This window comes from Moorena sp. SIO3A2 (assembly GCF_010672265.1).
Lineage (GTDB): Bacteria > Cyanobacteriota > Cyanobacteriia > Cyanobacteriales > Coleofasciculaceae > Moorena > Moorena producens.
The window spans coordinates 163,433-182,648 of sequence record NZ_JAAHHC010000011.1 but is presented as its reverse complement, the minus strand read 5'-3'; the positions used below and the strand labels follow the sequence as shown (position 1 = coordinate 182,648).

Annotated in this window: 22 protein-coding genes; 9 read left to right on the top strand and 13 right to left on the bottom strand. The window is 44.4% G+C overall.

Annotation, left to right across the window (positions count from 1 at the left end; all coding sequences use genetic code 11):
* Positions 1 to 132: 132 nt before the first annotated feature.
* Positions 133 to 261, top strand: coding sequence for a hypothetical protein (locus F6K64_RS14675; RefSeq protein WP_267872087.1), 129 nt, complete (start codon positions 133 to 135; stop codon positions 259 to 261).
* Here F6K64_RS14675 and F6K64_RS14670 read toward each other — a convergent pair.
* The 8 genes from F6K64_RS14670 to F6K64_RS14635 all read right to left on the bottom strand — a co-directional run bounded on the left by F6K64_RS14670 (position 253) and on the right by F6K64_RS14635 (position 5,358).
* Positions 253 to 450 (bottom strand): lasso peptide, encoded by a 198-nt coding sequence (locus tag F6K64_RS14670; protein ID WP_008188034.1) that lies wholly within the window; start codon positions 448 to 450, stop codon positions 253 to 255. The two genes, F6K64_RS14675 and F6K64_RS14670, sit on opposite strands and share 9 nt — an antisense overlap.
* A 257-nt stretch (positions 451 to 707) precedes the next feature.
* Positions 708 to 911: a lasso peptide gene (locus F6K64_RS14665; RefSeq protein WP_008188035.1), complete on the bottom strand. Its 204-nt coding sequence runs from the start codon at positions 909 to 911 to the stop codon at positions 708 to 710.
* Between the two features lie 87 nt (positions 912 to 998).
* Positions 999 to 1,196 (bottom strand): lasso peptide, encoded by a 198-nt coding sequence (locus tag F6K64_RS14660; RefSeq protein WP_008188036.1) that lies wholly within the window; start codon positions 1,194 to 1,196, stop codon positions 999 to 1,001.
* A gap of 102 nt (positions 1,197 to 1,298) precedes the next feature.
* Positions 1,299 to 1,496 (bottom strand): lasso peptide, encoded by a 198-nt coding sequence (locus tag F6K64_RS14655; RefSeq protein ID WP_008188037.1) that lies wholly within the window; start codon positions 1,494 to 1,496, stop codon positions 1,299 to 1,301.
* A gap of 119 nt (positions 1,497 to 1,615) precedes the next feature.
* Positions 1,616 to 3,634 (bottom strand): lasso peptide isopeptide bond-forming cyclase, encoded by a 2,019-nt coding sequence (locus F6K64_RS14650; RefSeq protein ID WP_008188038.1) that lies wholly within the window; start codon positions 3,632 to 3,634, stop codon positions 1,616 to 1,618.
* A complete protein-coding gene (locus tag F6K64_RS14645) occupies positions 3,631 to 4,077 on the bottom strand; it encodes a lasso peptide biosynthesis B2 protein (RefSeq protein ID WP_008188039.1) in 447 nt (148 codons plus the stop codon). Before F6K64_RS14645 ends, F6K64_RS14650 begins: the two co-directional genes overlap by 4 nt.
* Positions 4,061 to 4,366 (bottom strand): PqqD family peptide modification chaperone, encoded by a 306-nt coding sequence (locus tag F6K64_RS14640; RefSeq protein WP_008188040.1) that lies wholly within the window; start codon positions 4,364 to 4,366, stop codon positions 4,061 to 4,063. The genes F6K64_RS14645 and F6K64_RS14640 overlap by 17 nt, the downstream gene beginning before the upstream one ends.
* 812 nt (positions 4,367 to 5,178) lie before the next feature.
* Positions 5,179 to 5,358, bottom strand: coding sequence for a hypothetical protein (locus F6K64_RS14635; protein WP_131827090.1), 180 nt, complete (start codon positions 5,356 to 5,358; stop codon positions 5,179 to 5,181).
* Between the two features lie 138 nt (positions 5,359 to 5,496).
* Here F6K64_RS14635 and F6K64_RS14630 point away from each other — a divergent pair, with 138 nt between their 5' ends.
* Positions 5,497 to 5,724: a hypothetical protein gene (locus tag F6K64_RS14630; protein WP_044494653.1), complete on the top strand. Its 228-nt coding sequence runs from the start codon at positions 5,497 to 5,499 to the stop codon at positions 5,722 to 5,724.
* Between the two features lie 152 nt (positions 5,725 to 5,876).
* On the opposite strand, the gene F6K64_RS14625 is transcribed toward F6K64_RS14630, so the two are convergent.
* Both F6K64_RS14625 and crtD read right to left on the bottom strand, forming a co-directional pair.
* Complete coding sequence (locus tag F6K64_RS14625; RefSeq protein ID WP_008188042.1) at positions 5,877 to 6,821, bottom strand: RpnC/YadD family protein; 945 nt, start codon at positions 6,819 to 6,821, stop codon at positions 5,877 to 5,879.
* 129 nt (positions 6,822 to 6,950) lie between these two features.
* On the bottom strand, positions 6,951 to 8,555 hold the full coding sequence (gene crtD / locus F6K64_RS14620) for a C-3',4' desaturase CrtD (protein WP_008188044.1): 1,605 nt from the start codon (positions 8,553 to 8,555) through the stop codon (positions 6,951 to 6,953).
* An 80-nt stretch (positions 8,556 to 8,635) separates the two neighbouring features.
* Here crtD and F6K64_RS14615 point away from each other — a divergent pair, with 80 nt between their 5' ends.
* Genes F6K64_RS14615 through F6K64_RS14605 form a run of 3 tightly spaced genes read left to right on the top strand, consistent with a single transcriptional unit; the run spans position 8,636 to position 11,001 of the window.
* Positions 8,636 to 8,797 (top strand): hypothetical protein, encoded by a 162-nt coding sequence (locus tag F6K64_RS14615; protein WP_154659908.1) that lies wholly within the window; start codon positions 8,636 to 8,638, stop codon positions 8,795 to 8,797.
* 22 nt (positions 8,798 to 8,819) lie between these two features.
* Positions 8,820 to 10,103 carry a M16 family metallopeptidase gene (locus F6K64_RS14610; RefSeq protein WP_008188045.1) on the top strand — a complete coding sequence of 428 codons (1,284 nt, stop codon included), beginning with the start codon at positions 8,820 to 8,822 and terminating at the stop codon, positions 10,101 to 10,103.
* Positions 10,104 to 10,116: 13 nt separating this feature from the next.
* A complete protein-coding gene (locus F6K64_RS14605) occupies positions 10,117 to 11,001 on the top strand; it encodes a fructosamine kinase family protein (RefSeq protein WP_008188046.1) in 885 nt (294 codons plus the stop codon).
* A gap of 2 nt (positions 11,002 to 11,003) precedes the next feature.
* Here the strand turns inward: F6K64_RS14605 and F6K64_RS14600 are convergent, their stop codons facing one another.
* From F6K64_RS14600 to F6K64_RS14590, 3 genes are all read right to left on the bottom strand, one after another.
* Positions 11,004 to 11,774, bottom strand: a complete 771-nt coding sequence (locus F6K64_RS14600; protein WP_008188047.1) for a sporulation protein — start codon at positions 11,772 to 11,774, stop codon at positions 11,004 to 11,006.
* Between the two features lie 242 nt (positions 11,775 to 12,016).
* Positions 12,017 to 13,291, bottom strand: a complete 1,275-nt coding sequence (gene mgsA / locus F6K64_RS14595; protein ID WP_008188048.1) for a methylglyoxal synthase — start codon at positions 13,289 to 13,291, stop codon at positions 12,017 to 12,019.
* Between the two features lie 850 nt (positions 13,292 to 14,141).
* A complete protein-coding gene (locus tag F6K64_RS14590) occupies positions 14,142 to 14,798 on the bottom strand; it encodes a hypothetical protein (RefSeq protein WP_287265681.1) in 657 nt (218 codons plus the stop codon).
* A 242-nt stretch (positions 14,799 to 15,040) separates the two neighbouring features.
* On the opposite strand from F6K64_RS14590, the gene F6K64_RS14585 reads away from it, so the two are divergent.
* The 4 genes from F6K64_RS14585 to F6K64_RS14570 all read left to right on the top strand — a co-directional run bounded on the left by F6K64_RS14585 (position 15,041) and on the right by F6K64_RS14570 (position 17,686).
* Positions 15,041 to 15,352: a DUF433 domain-containing protein gene (locus F6K64_RS14585; protein WP_287265680.1), complete on the top strand. Its 312-nt coding sequence runs from the start codon at positions 15,041 to 15,043 to the stop codon at positions 15,350 to 15,352.
* Positions 15,353 to 15,365: 13 nt separating this feature from the next.
* Positions 15,366 to 15,554 carry a hypothetical protein gene (locus F6K64_RS14580; protein ID WP_287265678.1) on the top strand — a complete coding sequence of 63 codons (189 nt, stop codon included), beginning with the start codon at positions 15,366 to 15,368 and terminating at the stop codon, positions 15,552 to 15,554.
* Positions 15,555 to 15,574: 20 nt separating this feature from the next.
* A complete protein-coding gene (locus F6K64_RS14575) occupies positions 15,575 to 15,736 on the top strand; it encodes a hypothetical protein (protein ID WP_287265677.1) in 162 nt (53 codons plus the stop codon).
* Positions 15,737 to 15,811: 75 nt separating this feature from the next.
* Positions 15,812 to 17,686 carry an alpha-amylase family glycosyl hydrolase gene (locus F6K64_RS14570; protein ID WP_287265675.1) on the top strand — a complete coding sequence of 625 codons (1,875 nt, stop codon included), beginning with the start codon at positions 15,812 to 15,814 and terminating at the stop codon, positions 17,684 to 17,686.
* Positions 17,687 to 19,216 lie beyond the last annotated feature (1,530 nt).

The window sequence follows — 19,216 nt, the reverse complement described above, 5'->3', positions numbered from 1 at the left end:
TTAAACTTGATCGGAGAACTTGATAGCAGAAAAGGCATCCCCTCACTCTAGCCAAGACCCTTCTGCTGAGTCAGTGTTGCAGGACTAACGAGTTGGGGATTCCTAGGCAACCTAAGTGGGAGTTGCCTAGGGATGATCTTGCTAGTAGTAGATAATTTAGTAGTAGATAATTTAGTAGTAAATAATGCCTTTGTCGCCCTTGGTGATAGCTCTACTAATATTCAGTACTTACCATCACCAGTGCTAATCGTATTACTGTAGTTTGAACGGATCACAATTATTATTGTTATCGCAGTTTAGGCTGCTTGAGCCATCTGATTCAGCTTGGGGATTAGCCACATCACCATTGAAAATCAGGACATCTGCAATCCGAGTATGCCCAGTGATTTGGGTTAGCTCCTCAATGGTGCCGTGAACCATAATCTCTGGTGTAGCGTAGCTCTTTTCCATGGTGTTTTCCTTTTGCTGACGGTAGCTTCAGGTAGTCACACCCTGATTTTAACTATTGATTAGTCGGCGTTGCTGATTCTGGGTATGGTTTTGCCCCCCTAGCCCCCCAAGCGAGGGATTGCTCGCTTGGGGGGAACAAAACTATCAAAGTCCCCCAGAATTGGGGGATTTAGGGGGCTTCAATAAAACCAAATGATCGCGCATTCATTCCTTAATTCAGCAACGCCGATTAGTCAGCATCACTAGTAGTAATCGTGTTACTGACGGTCTTCTAGTTTGAACGGATCACAATTACCATTATTGCAGTCTAGGCTGATTGAGTCGTTTGATTCAGCTGCGGGATTAGCCAAATCACCATTGAAAATCAGCACATCTGAAATCCGATCAGGTCCATTGATTTCGGTGAGCTCCTCAATAGAACCGTGAACAATCATCTCTGGAGTAGTGTAGGTTTTTACCATGGTGTTACTTTCCTTGTAATTTTTGTAGTTTAAGGTAGTTACACCCTGAATTAAACTATTGATTACTCATCATCAGTAGTAATCCTGTTAAGGTAGTTGGAACGGATCACAATTACCATTGTTATCGCAGTCTAGGCTGCTTGAGTCATCTGATTGAGCCTGGGGATTATTCAAATCACCATTGAAAATCAGGACATCTGCCATTCGATCAGGTCCACTGATTTCGGTCAGCTCTTCAATAGAACCGTGAACAATCATTTCTGGTGTAGTGTAGGTTTTTAGCATGGTGTTAATTTCGTTGTACTTATTGTGGGTTTAAGGTAGTCACACCCTGAGTTAAACTATTAATTACTCACTAATTACTCACTATCACCAGTAGTAATCCTGTTACGGTAGTTTGAACGGATCACAATTACCATTGTTATCGCAGTCTAGGCTGCTTGAGTCATCTGATTCAGCCGCAGGATTAGCCAAATCACCATTGAAAATCAGGACATCTGCAATCCGATCAGGCCCATTGATTTCGGTGAGCTCCTCAATAGAACCGTGAACAATCATCTCTGGTGTAGTGTAAGTTTTTAGCATGGTTTTACTTTCCTTTTGCTGATAGTAGTTTACGGTAGTTACAGCCTGAATTGGACTTACGGTGTTTCAAAGGTTGTGCCCAAACCACAATCCCAAGCAGATTCCCTGCCAAGTTAGACTTAGGGTGTCGCTTGGGTGCGGTCAAGCCACAAGGCCAAGATGATTCCCTGCCAGACTGTCATGCAGTCTTTTTCTCGCACCCTGCCTCCTGAGGTCATGCGTCGATGAACTTGTCTCAGAAAGTCTGTGTCAACGTACCCTTCAATGAGTTCAAGCTTATTCAAGATCACGTCGTCGAACACCTGACGATTTAGGGTGAGCAGACCGTGAATAAAGTTTGGACCCATATGGGCTTTGCCTCCTCGCCACTGGACAGCTTTTGGTAAAATATCTGCCATCCCACGGCGCAACACCATCCGACTCCATCCCTGGTAGAGTTTCTGCTCGGAAGGCAGTGCTAGACAGAATTCAAGTAACCGCTTATCCATAAAGGGATGACGAGCTTCGAGGGAAAATGCAGCATTGTAGCGGTCGAGCTGCTCTAGAATTAGGGGAAATATACCTTGGGTTAGATTACGCCAGTGGTCTTCTCTGACTGTAAGTGATGGTTGATCTGACTTGTCCAATGCTTGAATACGCTGATCAATACCAATGCGCTCAGCAAAGTTGCGGTTAACCAGAGGTGAAACAGAACTAGCTGACTTGTCTTGTCTGCGCCACTTTCGCCAAAGTTGGTTGATTGCTTCCGGAACTAACGCCTTGAGTCCATGATTGAGCAACAGGTGCTTACGGGAGATGCCAAAACGCTTGTGAATCTGATGTACAGCTTTTCCAAAGGCAATCCAGCGAAACTGCTTCGCCAGTGTTTTTAGGTGTAGGATACTGTAGTGTTTAAGCAAGCCTTGGGGTGAGTTACCAAAATGTTCAGAAAATGCTTCAGCTTCCTGGACAAAGGTTTCCCACTGTCCTTGATGGGCTAATTCTGTCAATCTAGACACACCATGAAACACGACATTATCGCCATCGAGACCATCTAAAACAATTCGCATCCCTGCTTGCTGAGCAGCTTGATTCAGTCGCCAAGGATAATGATGACTTGGGCCAAGTAAGGCTTCGTCTTCATACTCCCAAATTTCGTCAACGTCTGACAGCGGACCAAACTGATCAGCATGGACATAGTGGGGAATAAGTCCACCCTGTTCTAAAACCGCATTGATGAAGGGACGTTCATCACATTCCGTGACTTTGTCAAAAATGTTGGAGAAGCTGTGCAATTGAGCATCTCCTGTTTCAGCCAGTAGTTTCCTGGCTACACAAGTGATTGAGGAAGAATCTAATCCACCGCTCAAGTGAGAACCAATGGCAAAAGCACTACGGAGACGACAACGAACTGCTTCGGTAAAGATGTCACGAAATGCTTCAGCATAGGCTTCGTCAGAGTCTAATATTAGCTCACGATTGGGGTCTAGAGACCAGTAACAGTTTAGCTCTATTCCTGACTGACTAACGACCATGGTGTGAGCAGGAGGAAGCCGCAGAATCTCGTCATAGGTGGTGATGACTTTGTCTTCCATCATCAGGGCGACATAGTCAGCCATCCTGACTTCGTTAAGACGCTTTGGCACGAAGGGTAAACAGAAGAGTGCTTTGATTTCAGAGGCAAAAATAAACCCTTGACCGGATTGGTGATAGTAATAGAAAGGCTTAACCCCAACATGGTCTCTAGCACAGAAGAGGATCTGCTTGTGCTTATCCCAGATAGCGAAGGCAAAGTCACCTAATAGTTTTTCTGGACACTGCTCTCCCCATTTTTCATAAGCGGCTAATATCAGTTGGCTATCGGTAATTTTTTCTGCTGGACGGTCGTTCAACTCTAGAGCAACAATCAGTTCTTCTCGATTATCAATCCGAGCATCAGCAGTAATCACTAAATTTTTGGAGTGATTAACTAAAGGTAACTTTTCCAGCAGCGATTCAGGAGTAGTCCAAAGCATCCGATGACCGAGACCAACAGACCCCTCGCACCAGATATCTGCTCCGTCTGGTCCCCGGTGGGCAAGGATATCTAACATTTGCCCAATATTTTCCCGGTCTATTGGTTCTTGGTTGAGGTAGTAAATCCCTACAATGCCACTCATAGTTTGCCTCCTTTAAACGATGGTAGTGGAGTAAACCGTGAAAGGTCTCTGAGATAGCCGATCACAACCTGTCCTTGGTTTTCCACCCATGCATGAGCTTCTAATTTTCCTCCCTCCCCTTTGGCAACACCAATTCTGAGTTGAGGGGAGTAACCACAGCGACTCATTAGTACTTGTGTGGTTAATGCTCTAGCTAAACACTTAACACCACCTGGCATGTAGCGACTGCTGAGATTAACAGCTCCGACAATTTTGCTTAGGTTAGTTTGGTTTACGCTTTGAGCTTGAGGTGATGGCTGACTGATTTTTGCTACCAGTTGCCGCAATCTGTGAAATGGTAGTAACCATAGCCCTAGTCTGATTAATCCTAGTAAAATGAACGTGTTAATCACAAGTTGACGTTCTCTACTAGTAAGGCGCAAGAACTTACGCAACCGCTTCATCTTTTACCTCAATTAGCCCAACTGCTGCGAATTCTTGGAGTAATGCCAACAGATCGCGATCGCATTTTTCTGGCTCAACTTCGTACTCTGCTAGCAGTGCATTGCGAATTTCATCTAAAGTTTTCGGTTCCTGGATCAGATTCCAGATGCTAGCACCTACGGTATTCAAGCCATAGTAAACTCCCGACTTCATATCGAGGATGATTGCCTCTCCTCCAATATCAGAAGATAGTTGCTCTTGAGCTGCTACTACAATTGAATATTTTGAGATAGTACAATCCAAACTCATAATTTTTTATTCTCCAAGTAATTATTGCTGTTCTATAAAACTAGTGAGGTAATTATCTGGGCTTATAATTAATGGATTGAGAGTAATTACCCAGATTACTATCGTTGATTAGCCCTGAATGTTGTTACTTTTAGTAAAGTCATGGTATAGTAAATACATAAGTTGATTAGTTTGAGGAGTTAGTGGTGAGCTAGTTGCTCTAGTATTGCTTTATCTAGTATTGATCGATAAGCGCGTTTATAAACGAGTTGTGAAAATTCATAACCCCAAAATCATTGCTAGTGCGGTCATACTGCTCCCGTGATAGTTCGCAACCTATTTATAATTGCTATAAGCAAATAGGCATTTAAATTTCAGCTCGATCCACTTGTGCAAAAGCCGGTCCACCATCTCCCCATTTGGACCTATTCCTATCAGCCCAGATTCACAATTTAAATGTATAAATATTGTGTGAATAGTTTGTGAATATTGGTATTTATAGCAGAAGTCAGAAGTCAAACTCTTGCGCTTCTTGATGCAGTCGCTCATGGGGGAAACCCCCAAGACCGCGCTGCATCGCTTACTTAGGTTTGAGACTTTTGTCATGTCCTAACTGCCCTGGCGACTGCTATATAAGATTGAATTACAGCATTTATACTGTTATGAAGAAGTCAGAAGTGATAGGGAGTAATACTATTTAAATTAAAATTTAAGTTTTTTGATTTAATTTAACTGTAGCGTAATTCATCCCATAGTTAAACTAATTGTCGGAGATTTTAATAAAACTTTAATTCTTTATTGAATTAATAAAAAAAAATATCAAACTCTGTCAATTATCCCCTTGATGATGTAAACAGTAAAACTCTTTTATGGGATAAAAGTAAATTTACCAGGTTGGAGGTGGAATTAAAGAGCGATCGCATTTTAATCCGATAGACAATCCCCCACACATTTGGAGCCACCTGTTGTAACATTAGTTCAGAGCCACCGAAATCAGCTGATGATAAATTCATAATTAACTCTAATTAACTCTTTGTTGTCATCACTTTAATTTTTCCTTGCCTTCAATTAAATGTTCTCTCCCTTCCAAGTAAATTCCGGACAGTTTTTCAGAAAAACTTTTGCTGCTATATAAGGTCAGGATAAGGGCAGTGAAGCTAACAGCCTATGGGCTACGCCCACGCTACGCCAACAGCTCAGGGCGTTTTTATCTGGGTTGTAAACACCTTATGGCAGGAATTGGCTTGCATTTAAGAGGCAAAAGGCAAGATGGGAAAGAGATACAGAGTTTTATTGGACAAGAAAACAAGACCATACAAATTTACATCTCATTTGGAAATGCTATAACAGTCTTTAGCTTTGAGCTAGTGTTCTGGTAGCTGCAGTGGTAAATAAAAACAGCAAGTAGGAGCGCACGCCGTGCGCCCCTATCAGATAAGTGGGTTTGGTGACCAGTTTTGTGTCAGTCTTGACCCAGTGATACCGGAATACAACCGAAATACCACCGCCATACCATTGAACGGTAACAGTATCAATCCGATCGACTGTCTCCAAACCTGTCCAACAGTTCCTGACGGGACAAGTTGGACAGGTTAAGCAGCACCTGAGTACGCTCTGTGATCGGCAACTGCATCAAAGGCTCAATGGTTCGGGATAATTCGAGATCAACAGTGCCAAATCGCCCTGCTAGTAGATTTTCCACCATCAGGCGCTGTCCCTCTAAATTTCCTTGTTCCTTGCCTTGTTCCCGGCCTTGCTCTAAGGTTTCTTCCCGCCAACGCAAATAAGCTGGTGATAAATTCATAATTAACTCCCTGTCGTCTTCAGTTAAATCTTCACTTTCTCCTATTTTGTCTATTTTGATGCGCCAGTTAGCCAGAATCTCTAAGATGTTACGTCGTTTTGGGTGTCGATCAGGCAGTGCCAGCAACTCATTAATGGCTTGCGCTTGAGTGCGATCGCGTCCCAAAATTCTTAACCACAGGGTTTCTTCGGTAACAGGTAGCTGGTTAATGGCCACCAGGGCTGTGTTGAACCACTCAGGCAAAAAGTAAACTCCTTTGACCCAATTACCGGAATTATCAAGTTTTGCACCAAACCCGTTCAACAGCTGGCCTGAACAGGAAGGGGACAAAATCCATAAACAGGGCAAATCGGTTTCACTGATCAGGTTTTTCTCTCGTCGTGCCTTCCGCTGTAGGTCACTGTAGAGGGCAAACAACTTCAACAGGCAATTGCGCACTGCCATGATTCCTGTAGCATTGCGGAACGGTTCCAATAAACAGGCGGTTGATGCCATCTGACCGAGCAATCCAATTTCCTGGGGTGCTGTGGATTCAGAAGCTGTTGGTAGAAACCAAATATCCACTTGACGCACTTCACTGGTTAGTTCTCGGCTGACTTCTACCTGACCGTGAGCTGTTAACAACTCCGTTAGATACTGTTTGGCAAATTGATCATGAGGCTGTCGGGTCATTAATCCTAACTCTTTGGGGTTGGTGTTAGTAGCCTTTCACAGCTGGTCTGGCCAAAAACAGATCCATATGATCTTGACATTTGAGACCAAAACCCCTTTACCCAAGCTAGGGACTCTTGGCTTGCGCCCCTACAAACAAAATGATGTCTCAATCTGCCGTACAGCGGTAAGGGCAGAATAACTGACCCCAGCTGTTCCTTCTCCTGGATGAGTGGAGTCTCCTACTAACCACAGACTTTTGCAGGGTGTGCGAGTGGCAAAGCCAAAGGGCCCAAAGGTGGGTATCCGTTGCCCTATCCCTCCGACAATGCCTTGTTCTCTGGCAGTATAACGGGCAAAGGTGCGAGGGGTTGCTGCTTCTTGGTGAATGATGGTCTCTGGTGTTAAATCAAAGTATTGACTAAGACGTGCGATCGCATTTTCTGTATACTCTTCCTTTAACCGGTCATAGTCTTGCTTGGACCCCCGCCACCACATGGCAGCATCGGTAAAGGATGAGGCAGTAATCGTTGCTTTTCCCTCTGGTGCTCGTCCATCTCCTGGCTTACTAACCGAAATAAACAAGGAATTATTCTCGCCAATTGGTCCATCGTAGTCATAGAGAAACTGAAGATGGGGAGGACAACCATCAGGAATTGCACGTTTATCTACCCCAAGATAGATGACAAACGCACCGGATGGTGAAGGTAATTTATCGACTCGATATTTATAGCCTGCCATCGAGTAGCCTGCCATCGAGGTTCCATTGAAGCTCTGTAGATTATTACCTAATAATTTGACTAGGTTTTGCACCGTAACATTGGCAACTACCTCATCCGCTGGTTCTGTCCAAACTTCCCCTGTTTTCTGATTGCGAATCGAAACACCAGTAGCTTTACCAGCTGATGTTTCGATCTGTTCAACGGTGTGGCGCATTAGTAGCTTACCCCCCCATTTTTCCAGGGCTTCTACTAAGCGATCGCTTAACACCTGCATACTACCTTGGAGATGAAATAACCCTTGGGGTTCCTGGGAAACTCCTAAGGCTGTTGCTGCATACAACAGTGCTGTCTGATCAACATCGACTTGGGAATAAAGCTTCAGCTGCAAATCCAGAAAGGTTTTCAGACGCTTATTCCCATATAAGCCATATCCTCGCAACCCATCGGCTACGGTCATGAAGGTAAAAGGTAGGGTAATTAAGGTATCAGGACGCACTGCTGAGGTTAATTGCCACAAGTCCCATAAATTACGAGGTGGTAGCACTGGGTCACGGGATTGGAACTTCCAACTGGCATTGAATAAGGTTGCCATCAGTTGCCAGAAGGGTTCACTACCGGGAAACTGGCGTTCTCGTTCTCTTTTCCATTGCTCCGGGTTCCGCCAGATGTTAATTGGTTCGGTTTCACCGGGAAGAAATACCGCACAAGCAGGGTCACAGGGGGTAGCGGCTGGCAGGTCTACTTCCAGTTCATCAAAGATGCGTTTGTGAATGCCACCAGGTTCTAAGCCAGCTACCTGGGTCGCACCAACATCGAAGGTAAAGCCCCGACGTTTAAAGGTGGAGGCGCATCCTCCTGGTACTAGGGCTTGGTCTAGTATTACCACACGGTAGCCTCGGCGAGCAAGGAGTGCTCCAGCGGTTAGTCCACCAATTCCTGCACCGATTACTACTACTTTTTTCTGGTCTTTTTTCTGCGGGAATTCTTTATTGGTGTATTCTACCTTACCTTTACCGCCCTGAGTGCTTACCATGGTGGTTTATTTGCATTTCTTAATGTTTCTTATCATAATTCTACCTTGAGCCATGGCGTTTGGGAGTGGGGAATCGGGAGATGGGGAGATGGGGAGTTGGGGAGATAAGGAGATGGGGAGATAGGAAGTGTGGTGTTATCGTGGCTAATCCTGATTCGCGATTCGCGATTCGCGATTCGCGATTCCCGATTCCCGATATCAAAAACGCGATATCAAACGGAAAGATTACTATGAATAAATAGTGGTCAATCAGTGATTAATTTAATGACTTCCAGTTTGCTCAATACTCCCTGCCTCAATGCTCCCACTGTTGAAAAGCTACCGAATGGGTTAACCATTGTGGCGGAGCAGATGCCTGTTGAAGCTGTGAATCTGAATGTTTGGATTAATGTCGGTTCCGCAATGGAATCGGATCAGATTAATGGTATGGCTCATTTTCTGGAGCATATGGTGTTTAAGGGCACACCAAAATTGCAAAGTGGTGAGTTTGAGCGGCTGATTGAGCAACGGGGTGCCGTAACTAATGCGGCTACAAGTCAGGATTACACTCACTATTACATCACTACAGCTCCTAAAGATTTTGCCGAGCTTGCACCATTACAGCTAGAGGTGGTACTCAATCCTAGTATTCCTGACCATGGCTTTGAAAAGGAGCGAATGGTAGTTTTGGAAGAAATTCGCCGTTCCCAGGATAATCCCCGCCGCCGCACCCATAGATGGGCAATGGAGACTACTTTTGACCAGTTACCCTATCGACGTCCTGTGCTCGGACCTGCCTCGGTGATTGAACAACTCCAGCCTCAGCAGATGCGTGACTTTCATGGTAGGTGGTATCAACCAGGGTCTATGACTGCGGCAGTGGTGGGGAATTTGCCAGTTACGGAATTAATTGAAATTGTCAGCAATGGATTTAGTCAAGCACAGCCAAGGACGATAGAAGATAGAACAAACCTTACCCCAGAACCAGCTTTCGAGAACATTGTCCGTCGGGAGTATGTGGATGAGTCTTTACAACAAGCGCGGCTGGTGATGGTGTGGCGGGTGCCTGGTATACCTGAGTTGAAGGAAACCTATGCTTTGGATGTGCTAGCAGGAATTTTAGGACGAGGTCGTATGTCCAGGCTGTTTAGGGATTTGCGAGAAGAACGGCAACTGGTTACTCAAATTGGGGTTAGTAATATCACTCAGCGGCTGCAAGGGGTGTTTTATATTTCTGCTAAACTGCCAGCTGAGAATTTGGCAGAGGTGGAGAATGCGATCGCAAACCATATCCATCGCTGTCAGACAGAATTGGTATCAGACTCAGAGATTGCTCGGATTCGTACCAAAGTGGCCAATCAGTTTATCTTTAGTAATGAAAAACCAAGTGCTCGCAGCAATTTATATGGTTACTATTACTCCCAAGTCGGGGATTTAGAACCAGCACTGAATTACCCTAGTCATATTAAATCAGTTAGTGCTGTTGATATCCAAAAGGCTGCACAGCAGTATCTGTCTCCCCATGCTTATGGTATTGTGATCGCAAAGGGAACAGGGAACAGGGAGTAGGGAATAGACTAAGATGTGGAAAGAAATTGCTGACCAGATAAGCCAAGTCACTCGTGAAACCTTTGAGATTAACCAGCGCCAATCTGTTGGTGGTGGCTGTATTAATCAGGGTTATGCTCTGGTCGGTAAGACTAATAAGTATTTTGTTAAACTCAATTCTGCCTCTGCTGTCTATATGTTTGAGGCCGAAGCCCTCGGTCTAAAGCAGATGGTGGCAACTCAGACTATCCGAATCCCCAAACCAATTTGCTATGGTACTGCCGTGGATTGTTCTTATATTGTTTTGGAGTGGCTAGACCTTGGTGGCGGTAACAGTACCGAGTCTTGGGTAAAAATGGGACATCAGTTAGCAGCCATGCATCAGGCTGCTACTCCCCAAGCTTCAACCGAGATGGGTAAGTTTGGTTGGAATCAAAATAATACTATTGGTTCGACACCACAAGTTAATCAATGGATGTCGGATTGGGTAGAGTTTTTTGTAGAGTATCGCCTGGGTTATCAGTTTCAGCTAGCACGGCGTCGCAGTGGTCATTTCCCGAAACAAGACCAATTACTGGCAATAGTTCCTAAATTACTGGATCATCAGCCTCAACCTTCCTTAGTACACGGTGATTTATGGGGTGGTAATGCGGCTATTACCATGTCGGGAGAACCAGTAATTTTTGACCCTGCTACTTATGTAGGCGATCGCGAAGTTGATATTGCGATGACCGAATTGTTTGGTGGTTTCCCAGCAGCATTTTATCGAGGCTATAACGAGGTGTGGCCTTTAGAGCAAGGTTACAAACGGCGGAAAAACCTCTATAACCTTTACCACATCCTCAATCACTTTAATCTCTTTGGTAGTGGTTATGAATCCCAAGCTAACCGGATGATTGATCAGATTTTGAGGGATTAATTCTAATTAATTTGGCTCTCAATAATCTCCTCAATCATTGCTTCTAATTCACCCATAGGAAGATTGAGGTCATCGAGTGTTACCTGAAATTGGACATAACGTTCATCTAGATCGAATGTTTCTTCTAGAAAACCCCCAAATCCACGGGCTCGTTTATCTATTTCTAAGAAAACTTCTAAGTCTTCTGAGTAGAGAGAAAAAATGATTTCCAATTCATCCAAGCTACCCTGATACTTACCCATGGGACGAAACTCGAACTCTTGGACGAATGGATATCTACCCCCGAAGTGAGTATTATACTGACAATCGACTTCATGAAGTTGAAATCCTAGGTTTTCTAATGCATCAAACACCGCTTGCATTAACGGGTGTGGATGTACCTCAATGTAATCGGTGTCTTTCGGGTCAACGGCAATGGGAATATCTAAGCCAGTACGTAAATATACTGGTTGGCTGGTTAATGTCAGTGGTGTTTCCTCAGGGAGGGGAAACGAAAATGGAATAACTATTTCCTCTTTTGCCTCCAAGTTGAAGCGTTCCGAGAGGCGATATTGCATTAATATGCATTCCTCTGTGATTGAGGTATCTTCTTCTTCCCGCAAGTATTCGGTAACTAGATAAATATAAATATCATCAATCTTCTGGGAAACATCTCCCCCAGTAATATAAACTTCCCCTTCTACCATTTCCCCAGGAGCTAGGGAATCAAAGTACAAACGTGTATCTACCTTTGCTGCTCCAATGCCAACCTGAGCTAATAGCTTTTTGAACATAAACCTAGTTTTTTAACTAACTTTGCTACTAGCTTAATCTATGATTCTGGAGTTTTAGGGAGTCGGGAATCGGGAGTCGGGAATCGGGAGTCGGGATAATAAAATTTAATGTACCTGATCAGTATAATCAACTATATAAATGAAACACTTAGGTCGTGGGATTGCCCTACGGCCACGCTACGCGATTGATCTACGGTCACGCTACGCGAACACAAATTGAGATTATTTGGGCTTGAGGCAGATTAATTGGGGTTGGGGACAAATACAGTCAATCCCTTGGGAATACATTCAACTTTGATAGGAGTTGTTCCAATGACTTCTCCATCCACAACCACCTTCTGAGGGGGATCTGTGGCGATTTTGATACTGCGGGTTCGGACATGATGAATATTTTCTTGGTTGGGTGTCAGGTGAACCAACGCGGCACCAAAGGCATTGACCATTGATGTGACCGCCTGAAGTTTTGTGTCTACTTTGGCCATGGTGACATCCAGTAACCCGTCGTCGTAAATAACTTCACCCATTCCTTGGGCTAACACTGAGGTAGGGGGAGCCGCATTAGCCACAGTGATAGCCCCTACTTCAACTCGATAGATCTGGTCTTCAATTTCCACAGCCGCATCAAATAGCTCTTGTTCATCCAGTTGTTGCCATCCCGCTACCAGATAGGCCAGTACCCCCCACTGATCCTTGAATTCTCGGCTAGCTTTATCGACCATTTCTGCTTCAAAACCAATTCCGGTTAATAAAATCATGGGGGTGTCGTTACAGCGAGCCGCATCAATCACTTTGGTATAGCCTTCGGAAATGATGCGGCAGGCGGCGCGAATGGGCATTACTGTGCCACCAATGCCCAACGCCTGACAAAAGGCATTAGCGGTTCCTCTGGGAATAATGGCGAGGGGAATGTTGGTATCAATCAGCTGACTGGCAACGGCGGATACGGTGCCGTCACCGCCAGAGGCAATGATGAGATCGGCGTGGACTGCGATCGCCCGTTTGGTCAATTCTTCCGCCGTAATTTCTAGAGTAGTTTGATGGATATGGAGATTGAAATGGCCACCCAGCATGTTTTCAATAATGGTCAATTCATGATCGGAGTCTCCTTGACCGGCCACTGGATTAAAAATAAGGTGAGCCACTTGGGTCCGCGCTAGGGCACTGATGACCAGTTCTCCTGTAGCTAAGTTGGTGGCGATCGCTACATCATGGACATCACAAATCCGTAAGAGAGCCTGAATATCAGGTTCATGGGATTTAGCATGGAGTGCATCGATGAAGAAAAACACAGCACAGACCTTTCCCTCCGCCACCGCTGCAAACAACTGGGCATCTCCACCGATAGGACCAGGGAGTAAGCAATCAACAGGTAAGCCAGTGGAGTTTTGAATTTGTTTCCCTGTGTTCCCTGTAGCAATTAAGGTGTAGCGAGAGAAAACGATGTGGTGGCGCTTGACAAATGCCACTATATCATTTTTCTTGTTGTCGTGGGCAATCAGGGCAATAGTTGCAGGCATACTACTGTACCGGAACTCAAAACCAAAATTCTCAAAGGCCAATGGGCAAATGACCCAGTATTTACGTCATTCTAAAGCGTTTATTCCAGTTGTGTAGTTAAGCTATGGATAACTCGATACTAAGTTGCGGTCAAAGGTACAACTTTCTCTTTCCCAAATCTCCCTATCTCCCTATCTCCCTATCCCAGCAATCTACTATAGCAGTCGCCAGGGTAATTAGGACATGACAAAAGTCTCAAACTACAGTTTGGCTTGAGTTTAACTTCTGACTTCTGACTTCTGACTTCTGACTTCTGCTATATCTTTGAATGCAACTTGGTATAAAAATATTAACATTCCTAGATAAAAATACAAGCCTAAACATAAAAATTTACAAAAAAACCATTGACATTTTAAATTAGTTTATGCTAGGGTTAGATGTGATCAGATTTTTTTTGATATTCTAGTTTTTTCATCTTCTAGTCTTTAGCTTTTCCTTGAGGGGAAGGTTTTTACTAACTTTTTCTTCCCCATTTTTTTGGCTTTTTTCTAGGTTTTAGGGAGCAGGGAGCTAAGGCCGTGGGCCACGCTTACTGGCAGAGCCAGACGCTGCGCGAACGCGAACGGAGCTTCGGAGCAGGGAAAAATATTTATATGATGTACCTGATTAGACTAGGAAAAACTATAGAAAAATAAATACTATTCCCCATCTCCCTATCTCCCGACACTTGCCCATCTTCCCAATTGATATAATACCAAATCCGCTTGGTCATTACCCCTTTATTAAAATCGACCAAATCTTTTTATGCCAGGAATCTAGGGCTATGGGGATAAGGGGGGTATGGGAACAGAATTGATATAAGTCCTAATCCTATTCCACCATCTGCACCAATTTCCCTAGAATAGGTTCGATGGGAGGGAGTAAATATTCGGCGAGATCGAGGGTTACTGTTTTTTCCTCCAATTTCAGAAATCGCCATAGAGTCCCAGTGGTTACGGCACCGTAAACCGTTGCGATTGGCCGTAGGCCACGCTCCGCGAACGCATTACCGTTACTATTATTCTCCTGTTGGTTAAACCGACCAGCTGCTACCATCGCGGCGATACATTGTCCTAACCCCCCTTTCAGGTCTTCTTTTTTAGCTTCTATAATAATGGCTACCGGGGCTTTAATAAATAACTGTTCCGGTGACAGACTAATAATAAAATCACAGGTGCCATTTAATCCTACTTCTGGGTCAACATTAAACTCTTCCCCAGAAAACAAGCTAATCTGGTATTGATGGAATTCTCTAACTGCCAGTAACACTGGACATATCAAGAGTTCTGATCGGGCTTTTTCAGTATTTAGTGCGATGGCCAGTTGGTAATTTTGGGTGATAAATTCCGCTAAATAAGGACTAGGAGAAATTACGCGTTCGCGTAGCGTGGCCGTAGGCCAATCGCTTTCAAAAATATTCCCTTGTTCGATTAAAGTTAAGTCAAAATCCTTGACTACTTTTTGAATAGTAAATTGACTGTAAGACATGATCTAGGGAAGGGAGTAGGGAATCGGGAGTAGGGAATCGGGAATCGGGAATCGGGGGTAAAATATTGTGTACTTGATTACTAGGAAAAACGGGCTTATTGGATTTTTTAACTATTTTTTTTAACTATTTGCTGAAATGCTATACTTTGAATGCGAACGCAAACAGAAGGCAAAGTGTGCTATTCAATAATAATACTACCGTAAGGTAACGCTTCTTTTAGTGACGTTTATGAACTCTCCCAATGACAACCATTCCAACAATCTCAGAACATATTGAAATCACTCCGGGGGTTTGTGGCGGGAAACCTCGGATTGCCGGACATCGGATTCGAGTTCAAGATATTGTCATCTGCCACGAAAGCATGGGAATGTCACCGGATGAAATTCTCTATCACCATCCTAGCATTACCATGTCAGATGTCTATGCAGCACTGGCTTACTACCACGACCATAAAGAAGAAATCAGACAGGATATTAAGGCAGGAGTTGCCTTTGTACAAACGGTACAAGCTCAAACACCGTCTCTATTACAGCAAAAACCTCAGAATCGGTAATGACCAAAAAGCGATGCAGCGCGGTCTTGGGGGTCCCCCCCATGAGCGACTGCATCAAGACAGATCCGATTCCATTTGGATGAAAGTGTTAGCAATGCCATCTGCTGAAAGTTTGGGTTTAATTTCTGTGATTTCCCTTGGTCAATCGCTTCGCGACCATTCAAAATTATCAATTCAAAATTCAAAAACACCCCACGATTGAATTATTAGGTAAATTCAATTTTGTTATTCCTACTCCCGATTCACCACTCCCGACTCCCGATTCCCGATTCCCGATTCCCGACTCCCGATTCCCGATTCCCGATTCCCGATTCCCGATTCCCGATTCCCCACTCCCGACTCCCGACTCCCGATTCCCCACTCCCGACTCCCCACTCCCACTAGTCTTTTGCGGAATTGAATTATCTACTGGTGTATACCGTTAAAGAAACTAACATTGATTCACCAAAGGTTTCCATCGTGTCTACTCCAGTTGAACCATGCTCTCCCCAAACCCTCGCTGAGGCCAACCTGCAACCGAGGGGCAATGTTTATCCAAGTCCGATTACTTGGCGAGACCAGATTCTATACTTTCTGCTACCTGACCGATTCAGTGATGGGTTAGAACTAGAGCGGAAAAAATTTGACCCTAGTAACCCCAACCAATTTAAAGCCAAAAATAAAGGTGACTGGATGAGCAAGGGAAAAAGGTTTCAAGGGGGTACCCTCAAGGGAATCGAAAGTAAATTGGACTACTTGAAACAATTAGGTGTCACTACCCTTTGGATTGGTCCAGTTTGGCGACAACGGATTGAACTAGACACCTATCACGGCTACGGGATTCAAAATTTCCTAGATGTTGACCCCCGATTTGGCAGCCGTCAGGATTTACGGGATTTAGTGGATGCTGCCCATGAGCGGGAAATGTATGTGATCTTAGACATCATTTATAACCACAGCGGCAATAACTTTTTCTACCAAGACGAGAATGATAATCCTAAAGCTAGCCTTCCCTACCGTTTTGAACCACCTTATCCAGTTCATAGTTGGCGTTCTGGCACTGGTAAAGCGATTTCCGAAATCACTACAGAAATTGATGGGGTATGGCCTCAAGACTTTCAAAACATTGATTGGTACACTCGTGCTGGTCATATTAACGAATGGGGTGCAGACCCTTGGGAAGACAAACTGCATCCGGAGCTAGAATTTCGCCGAGGGGATTTCTTTGATTTAAAAGACATTAATCTGGCTAAACCGGAAGTCCTAGCAGGGATTATTAAAGTCTATCAATACTGGATTGCCCTAAGTGACTGCGATGGATTTCGCATTGATACGGTTAAGCATATTCCTTGGCGAGTTTCCCGTAGTTTTTGTGGTGCTATCCGGGAATATGCGGAATCGATTGGTAAGGAAAACATCCTACTGGTGGGAGAAGTAACGGATGGGGCTCATATGTCCCGCAACTACCTGGAAGTATTTGGTCGCAATTTGGATGCTGTGCTTGATATTGGGGAACCCACAAAGCGATTAGCACAGATGGTAAAAGGATTAACACCACCAAGGGAGTTTTTTAGTCAATTTGAGGAGCATAATATCCTTGGTAGCCACCGGGAAACGGGACGGTATCATGTTTCGATCTTAGATGACCATGATATGGTCGGACGCGATCGCAAGCATCGGTTTGCTGCTAATAACTCTATTCCTAGTAAATACCAGCAAATAGCCCATGCGGTAGGGGTGCAACTGACCACGTTGGGTATACCCTGTATCTATTACGGTACTGAACAAGCCTTTGATGGCACGGAAAACCGCCATGACCCTAGTGTTGAACCAATCAATGAGTATGGCAACATTTCCAATAGCGATCGCTATATTCGTGAATCGATGTTTGGGGGTAGCTTTGGAGCATTTGAAACCAGTGGCTGTCACTTCTTTGACCCAGACCATCCCACCTATCTCAGAATTTCTGCGATCGCAAACCTCCGAAATCGACAAGACCTGATTGGAAAAACCCTACGTGGCGGTCGTCAATACCTCCGAGAAACCTCCTATCTCGGCAAACCTTTTGCTATTCCTGATGCTGGAGAATTAATTGCTTGGTCAAGGATTCTCTACAATCAAGAAATTCTGGTGGTTTTAAACACCCATGGCATGGAAAGCCGCGGTGCATACGTCACCATTGATGCCTCACTACACCCCCACGGCTCAACCCTTACTCTGCTCTACAACAGTTACTGGAGTAACTCTCAATTACCCCATCCACCCCAGAATCAAACCGTAATCGTTCAACATGACCAGGGTAGGGCAACGGTCAGGATTGAATTACCCCCTAGCGGCATGATGATTTTGGCCTAGGGATTCTACCCAAAAACATTAAGGATTATAACATTTTGCTGGTATAGCAAGGTGAGGGGTTGCACCCCACATTTATCTTGCTATACTGAGATCAAGTAGATACACCCTGATGATCGAGAGAGTCACAAGCACGGCTCTCTATTTTTTTTTGAGATGGCTGAAACATTCTAATGGTGATTGAAGTCAAGGGTTTCAAGGGTTTCAAGTCAACTACTGGTTGCTGTATGAGTGGGTACGCTTCATCCCAAGCATTAAGCCTCAGCACACTATTAAGTTTTGTAACATTTTGCTCGCTTTAAGGGGTGAGGGGTTGCACCCCACATTTATCTTGCTATACTTAGATCAGTAGATGCACCCTGATGATCGAGAGAGTCACACCAACGGCTCTCTATTTTTTTTGAGATGGCTTAACAGTTCTTTACGTGTTTGAAGTGAGAGGTTTGAAGGGAACTGGTGGTTGCTGCATGAATGGGATTCGGGCAAAGCCCGACGCTGCGCGAACGCTTGATCCCAATCATTAAGCCGATGCGCACTATTAAGTTTTGTAACATTTTGCTCGCTTTAAGGGATGAGGGGTTGCACCCCACATTTATCTTGCTATACTTAGATCAGTAGATGCACCCTGATGATCGAGAGAGTCACACCAACGGCTCTCTTATTTTTTTTTGAGATGGCTTAACAGTTCTAATGGTGCTTGAAGTCAAGGGTTTCAAGTCAACTGGTGGTTGCTGCATGAGTGCGTAGGCTTGATCCCAATCATTCAGACTCTCCTATCTATTAAGTTTTGTAACATTTTGCTTGACTATAGGGGTGAGGGGTTGCACCCCTCACTTATCTTGCTATACTGAGATCAGTAGATGCACCCTGATGATCGAGAGAGTCACACCAACGGCTCTCTATTTTTTTTGAGATGGCTTAACAGTTCTAATGGTGCTTGAAGTCAAGGGTTTCAAGTCAACTGGTGGTTGCTACATCAATGGGATTCGGGCAAAGCCCGACGCTGCGCGAACGCTTTATTATCCCAATCATTAAGCCTCACCAAACTATTAAGTTTTTTAACATTTTGCTCCCGTTGAGGTATGAGGGGTTGCACCCCACATTAATCTTGCTATACTGAGATCAAGTAGATGCACCCTGATGATCGAGAGAGTCACACCAACGGCTCTCTTATTTTTTTTTGAGATGCCTTAACAGCTCTAATGGTGCTTGAAGTCAGGGGTTTCAAGGGAGCTGGTAGTTGCTGCATCAGTGCTTACGCTTCATCCCTTGCTGTGGGAGGGACAAAGTCACGAAAGTCCTAAGGAAACTTAAGTAATTACCGAAAAGTTCAGAAACAGTTAGTTAGGCCAAGTATGCTTGCTTACTTCGTCTATAGTCAGCGAACTTAATCTAGGGTTTTCGCCTATCATCTTCAAACCTATATCAAACTACCCTGAAATTATAATTAAAAAAACCTAAGCCTTCAGCTGTCAGCTGACGGCTGAAGGCTGACGGCTTAATGCTTATAACCAAAGACCAATTACTGAACAC

Coding starts and splice junctions, on each gene's coding strand:
- F6K64_RS14675 (WP_267872087.1), top strand. CDS start 133: ATGATCTTGCTAGTAGTAGATAATTTAGTAGTAGATAATTTAGTAGTA.
- F6K64_RS14670 (WP_008188034.1), bottom strand. CDS start 450: ATGGAAAAGAGCTACGCTACACCAGAGATTATGGTTCACGGCACCATT.
- F6K64_RS14665 (WP_008188035.1), bottom strand. CDS start 911: ATGGTAAAAACCTACACTACTCCAGAGATGATTGTTCACGGTTCTATT.
- F6K64_RS14660 (WP_008188036.1), bottom strand. CDS start 1,196: ATGCTAAAAACCTACACTACACCAGAAATGATTGTTCACGGTTCTATT.
- F6K64_RS14655 (WP_008188037.1), bottom strand. CDS start 1,496: ATGCTAAAAACTTACACTACACCAGAGATGATTGTTCACGGTTCTATT.
- F6K64_RS14650 (WP_008188038.1), bottom strand. CDS start 3,634: ATGAGTGGCATTGTAGGGATTTACTACCTCAACCAAGAACCAATAGAC.
- F6K64_RS14645 (WP_008188039.1), bottom strand. CDS start 4,077: ATGAAGCGGTTGCGTAAGTTCTTGCGCCTTACTAGTAGAGAACGTCAA.
- F6K64_RS14640 (WP_008188040.1), bottom strand. CDS start 4,366: ATGAGTTTGGATTGTACTATCTCAAAATATTCAATTGTAGTAGCAGCT.
- F6K64_RS14635 (WP_131827090.1), bottom strand. CDS start 5,358: ATGAATTTATCATCAGCTGATTTCGGTGGCTCTGAACTAATGTTACAA.
- F6K64_RS14625 (WP_008188042.1), bottom strand. CDS start 6,821: ATGACCCGACAGCCTCATGATCAATTTGCCAAACAGTATCTAACGGAG.
- crtD (WP_008188044.1), bottom strand. CDS start 8,555: ATGGTAAGCACTCAGGGCGGTAAAGGTAAGGTAGAATACACCAATAAA.
- F6K64_RS14615 (WP_154659908.1), top strand. CDS start 8,636: ATGGGGAGATGGGGAGTTGGGGAGATAAGGAGATGGGGAGATAGGAAG.
- F6K64_RS14610 (WP_008188045.1), top strand. CDS start 8,820: ATGACTTCCAGTTTGCTCAATACTCCCTGCCTCAATGCTCCCACTGTT.
- F6K64_RS14605 (WP_008188046.1), top strand. CDS start 10,117: ATGTGGAAAGAAATTGCTGACCAGATAAGCCAAGTCACTCGTGAAACC.
- F6K64_RS14600 (WP_008188047.1), bottom strand. CDS start 11,774: ATGTTCAAAAAGCTATTAGCTCAGGTTGGCATTGGAGCAGCAAAGGTA.
- mgsA (WP_008188048.1), bottom strand. CDS start 13,291: ATGCCTGCAACTATTGCCCTGATTGCCCACGACAACAAGAAAAATGAT.
- F6K64_RS14590 (WP_287265681.1), bottom strand. CDS start 14,798: ATGTCTTACAGTCAATTTACTATTCAAAAAGTAGTCAAGGATTTTGAC.
- F6K64_RS14585 (WP_287265680.1), top strand. CDS start 15,041: ATGACAACCATTCCAACAATCTCAGAACATATTGAAATCACTCCGGGG.
- F6K64_RS14580 (WP_287265678.1), top strand. CDS start 15,366: ATGCAGCGCGGTCTTGGGGGTCCCCCCCATGAGCGACTGCATCAAGAC.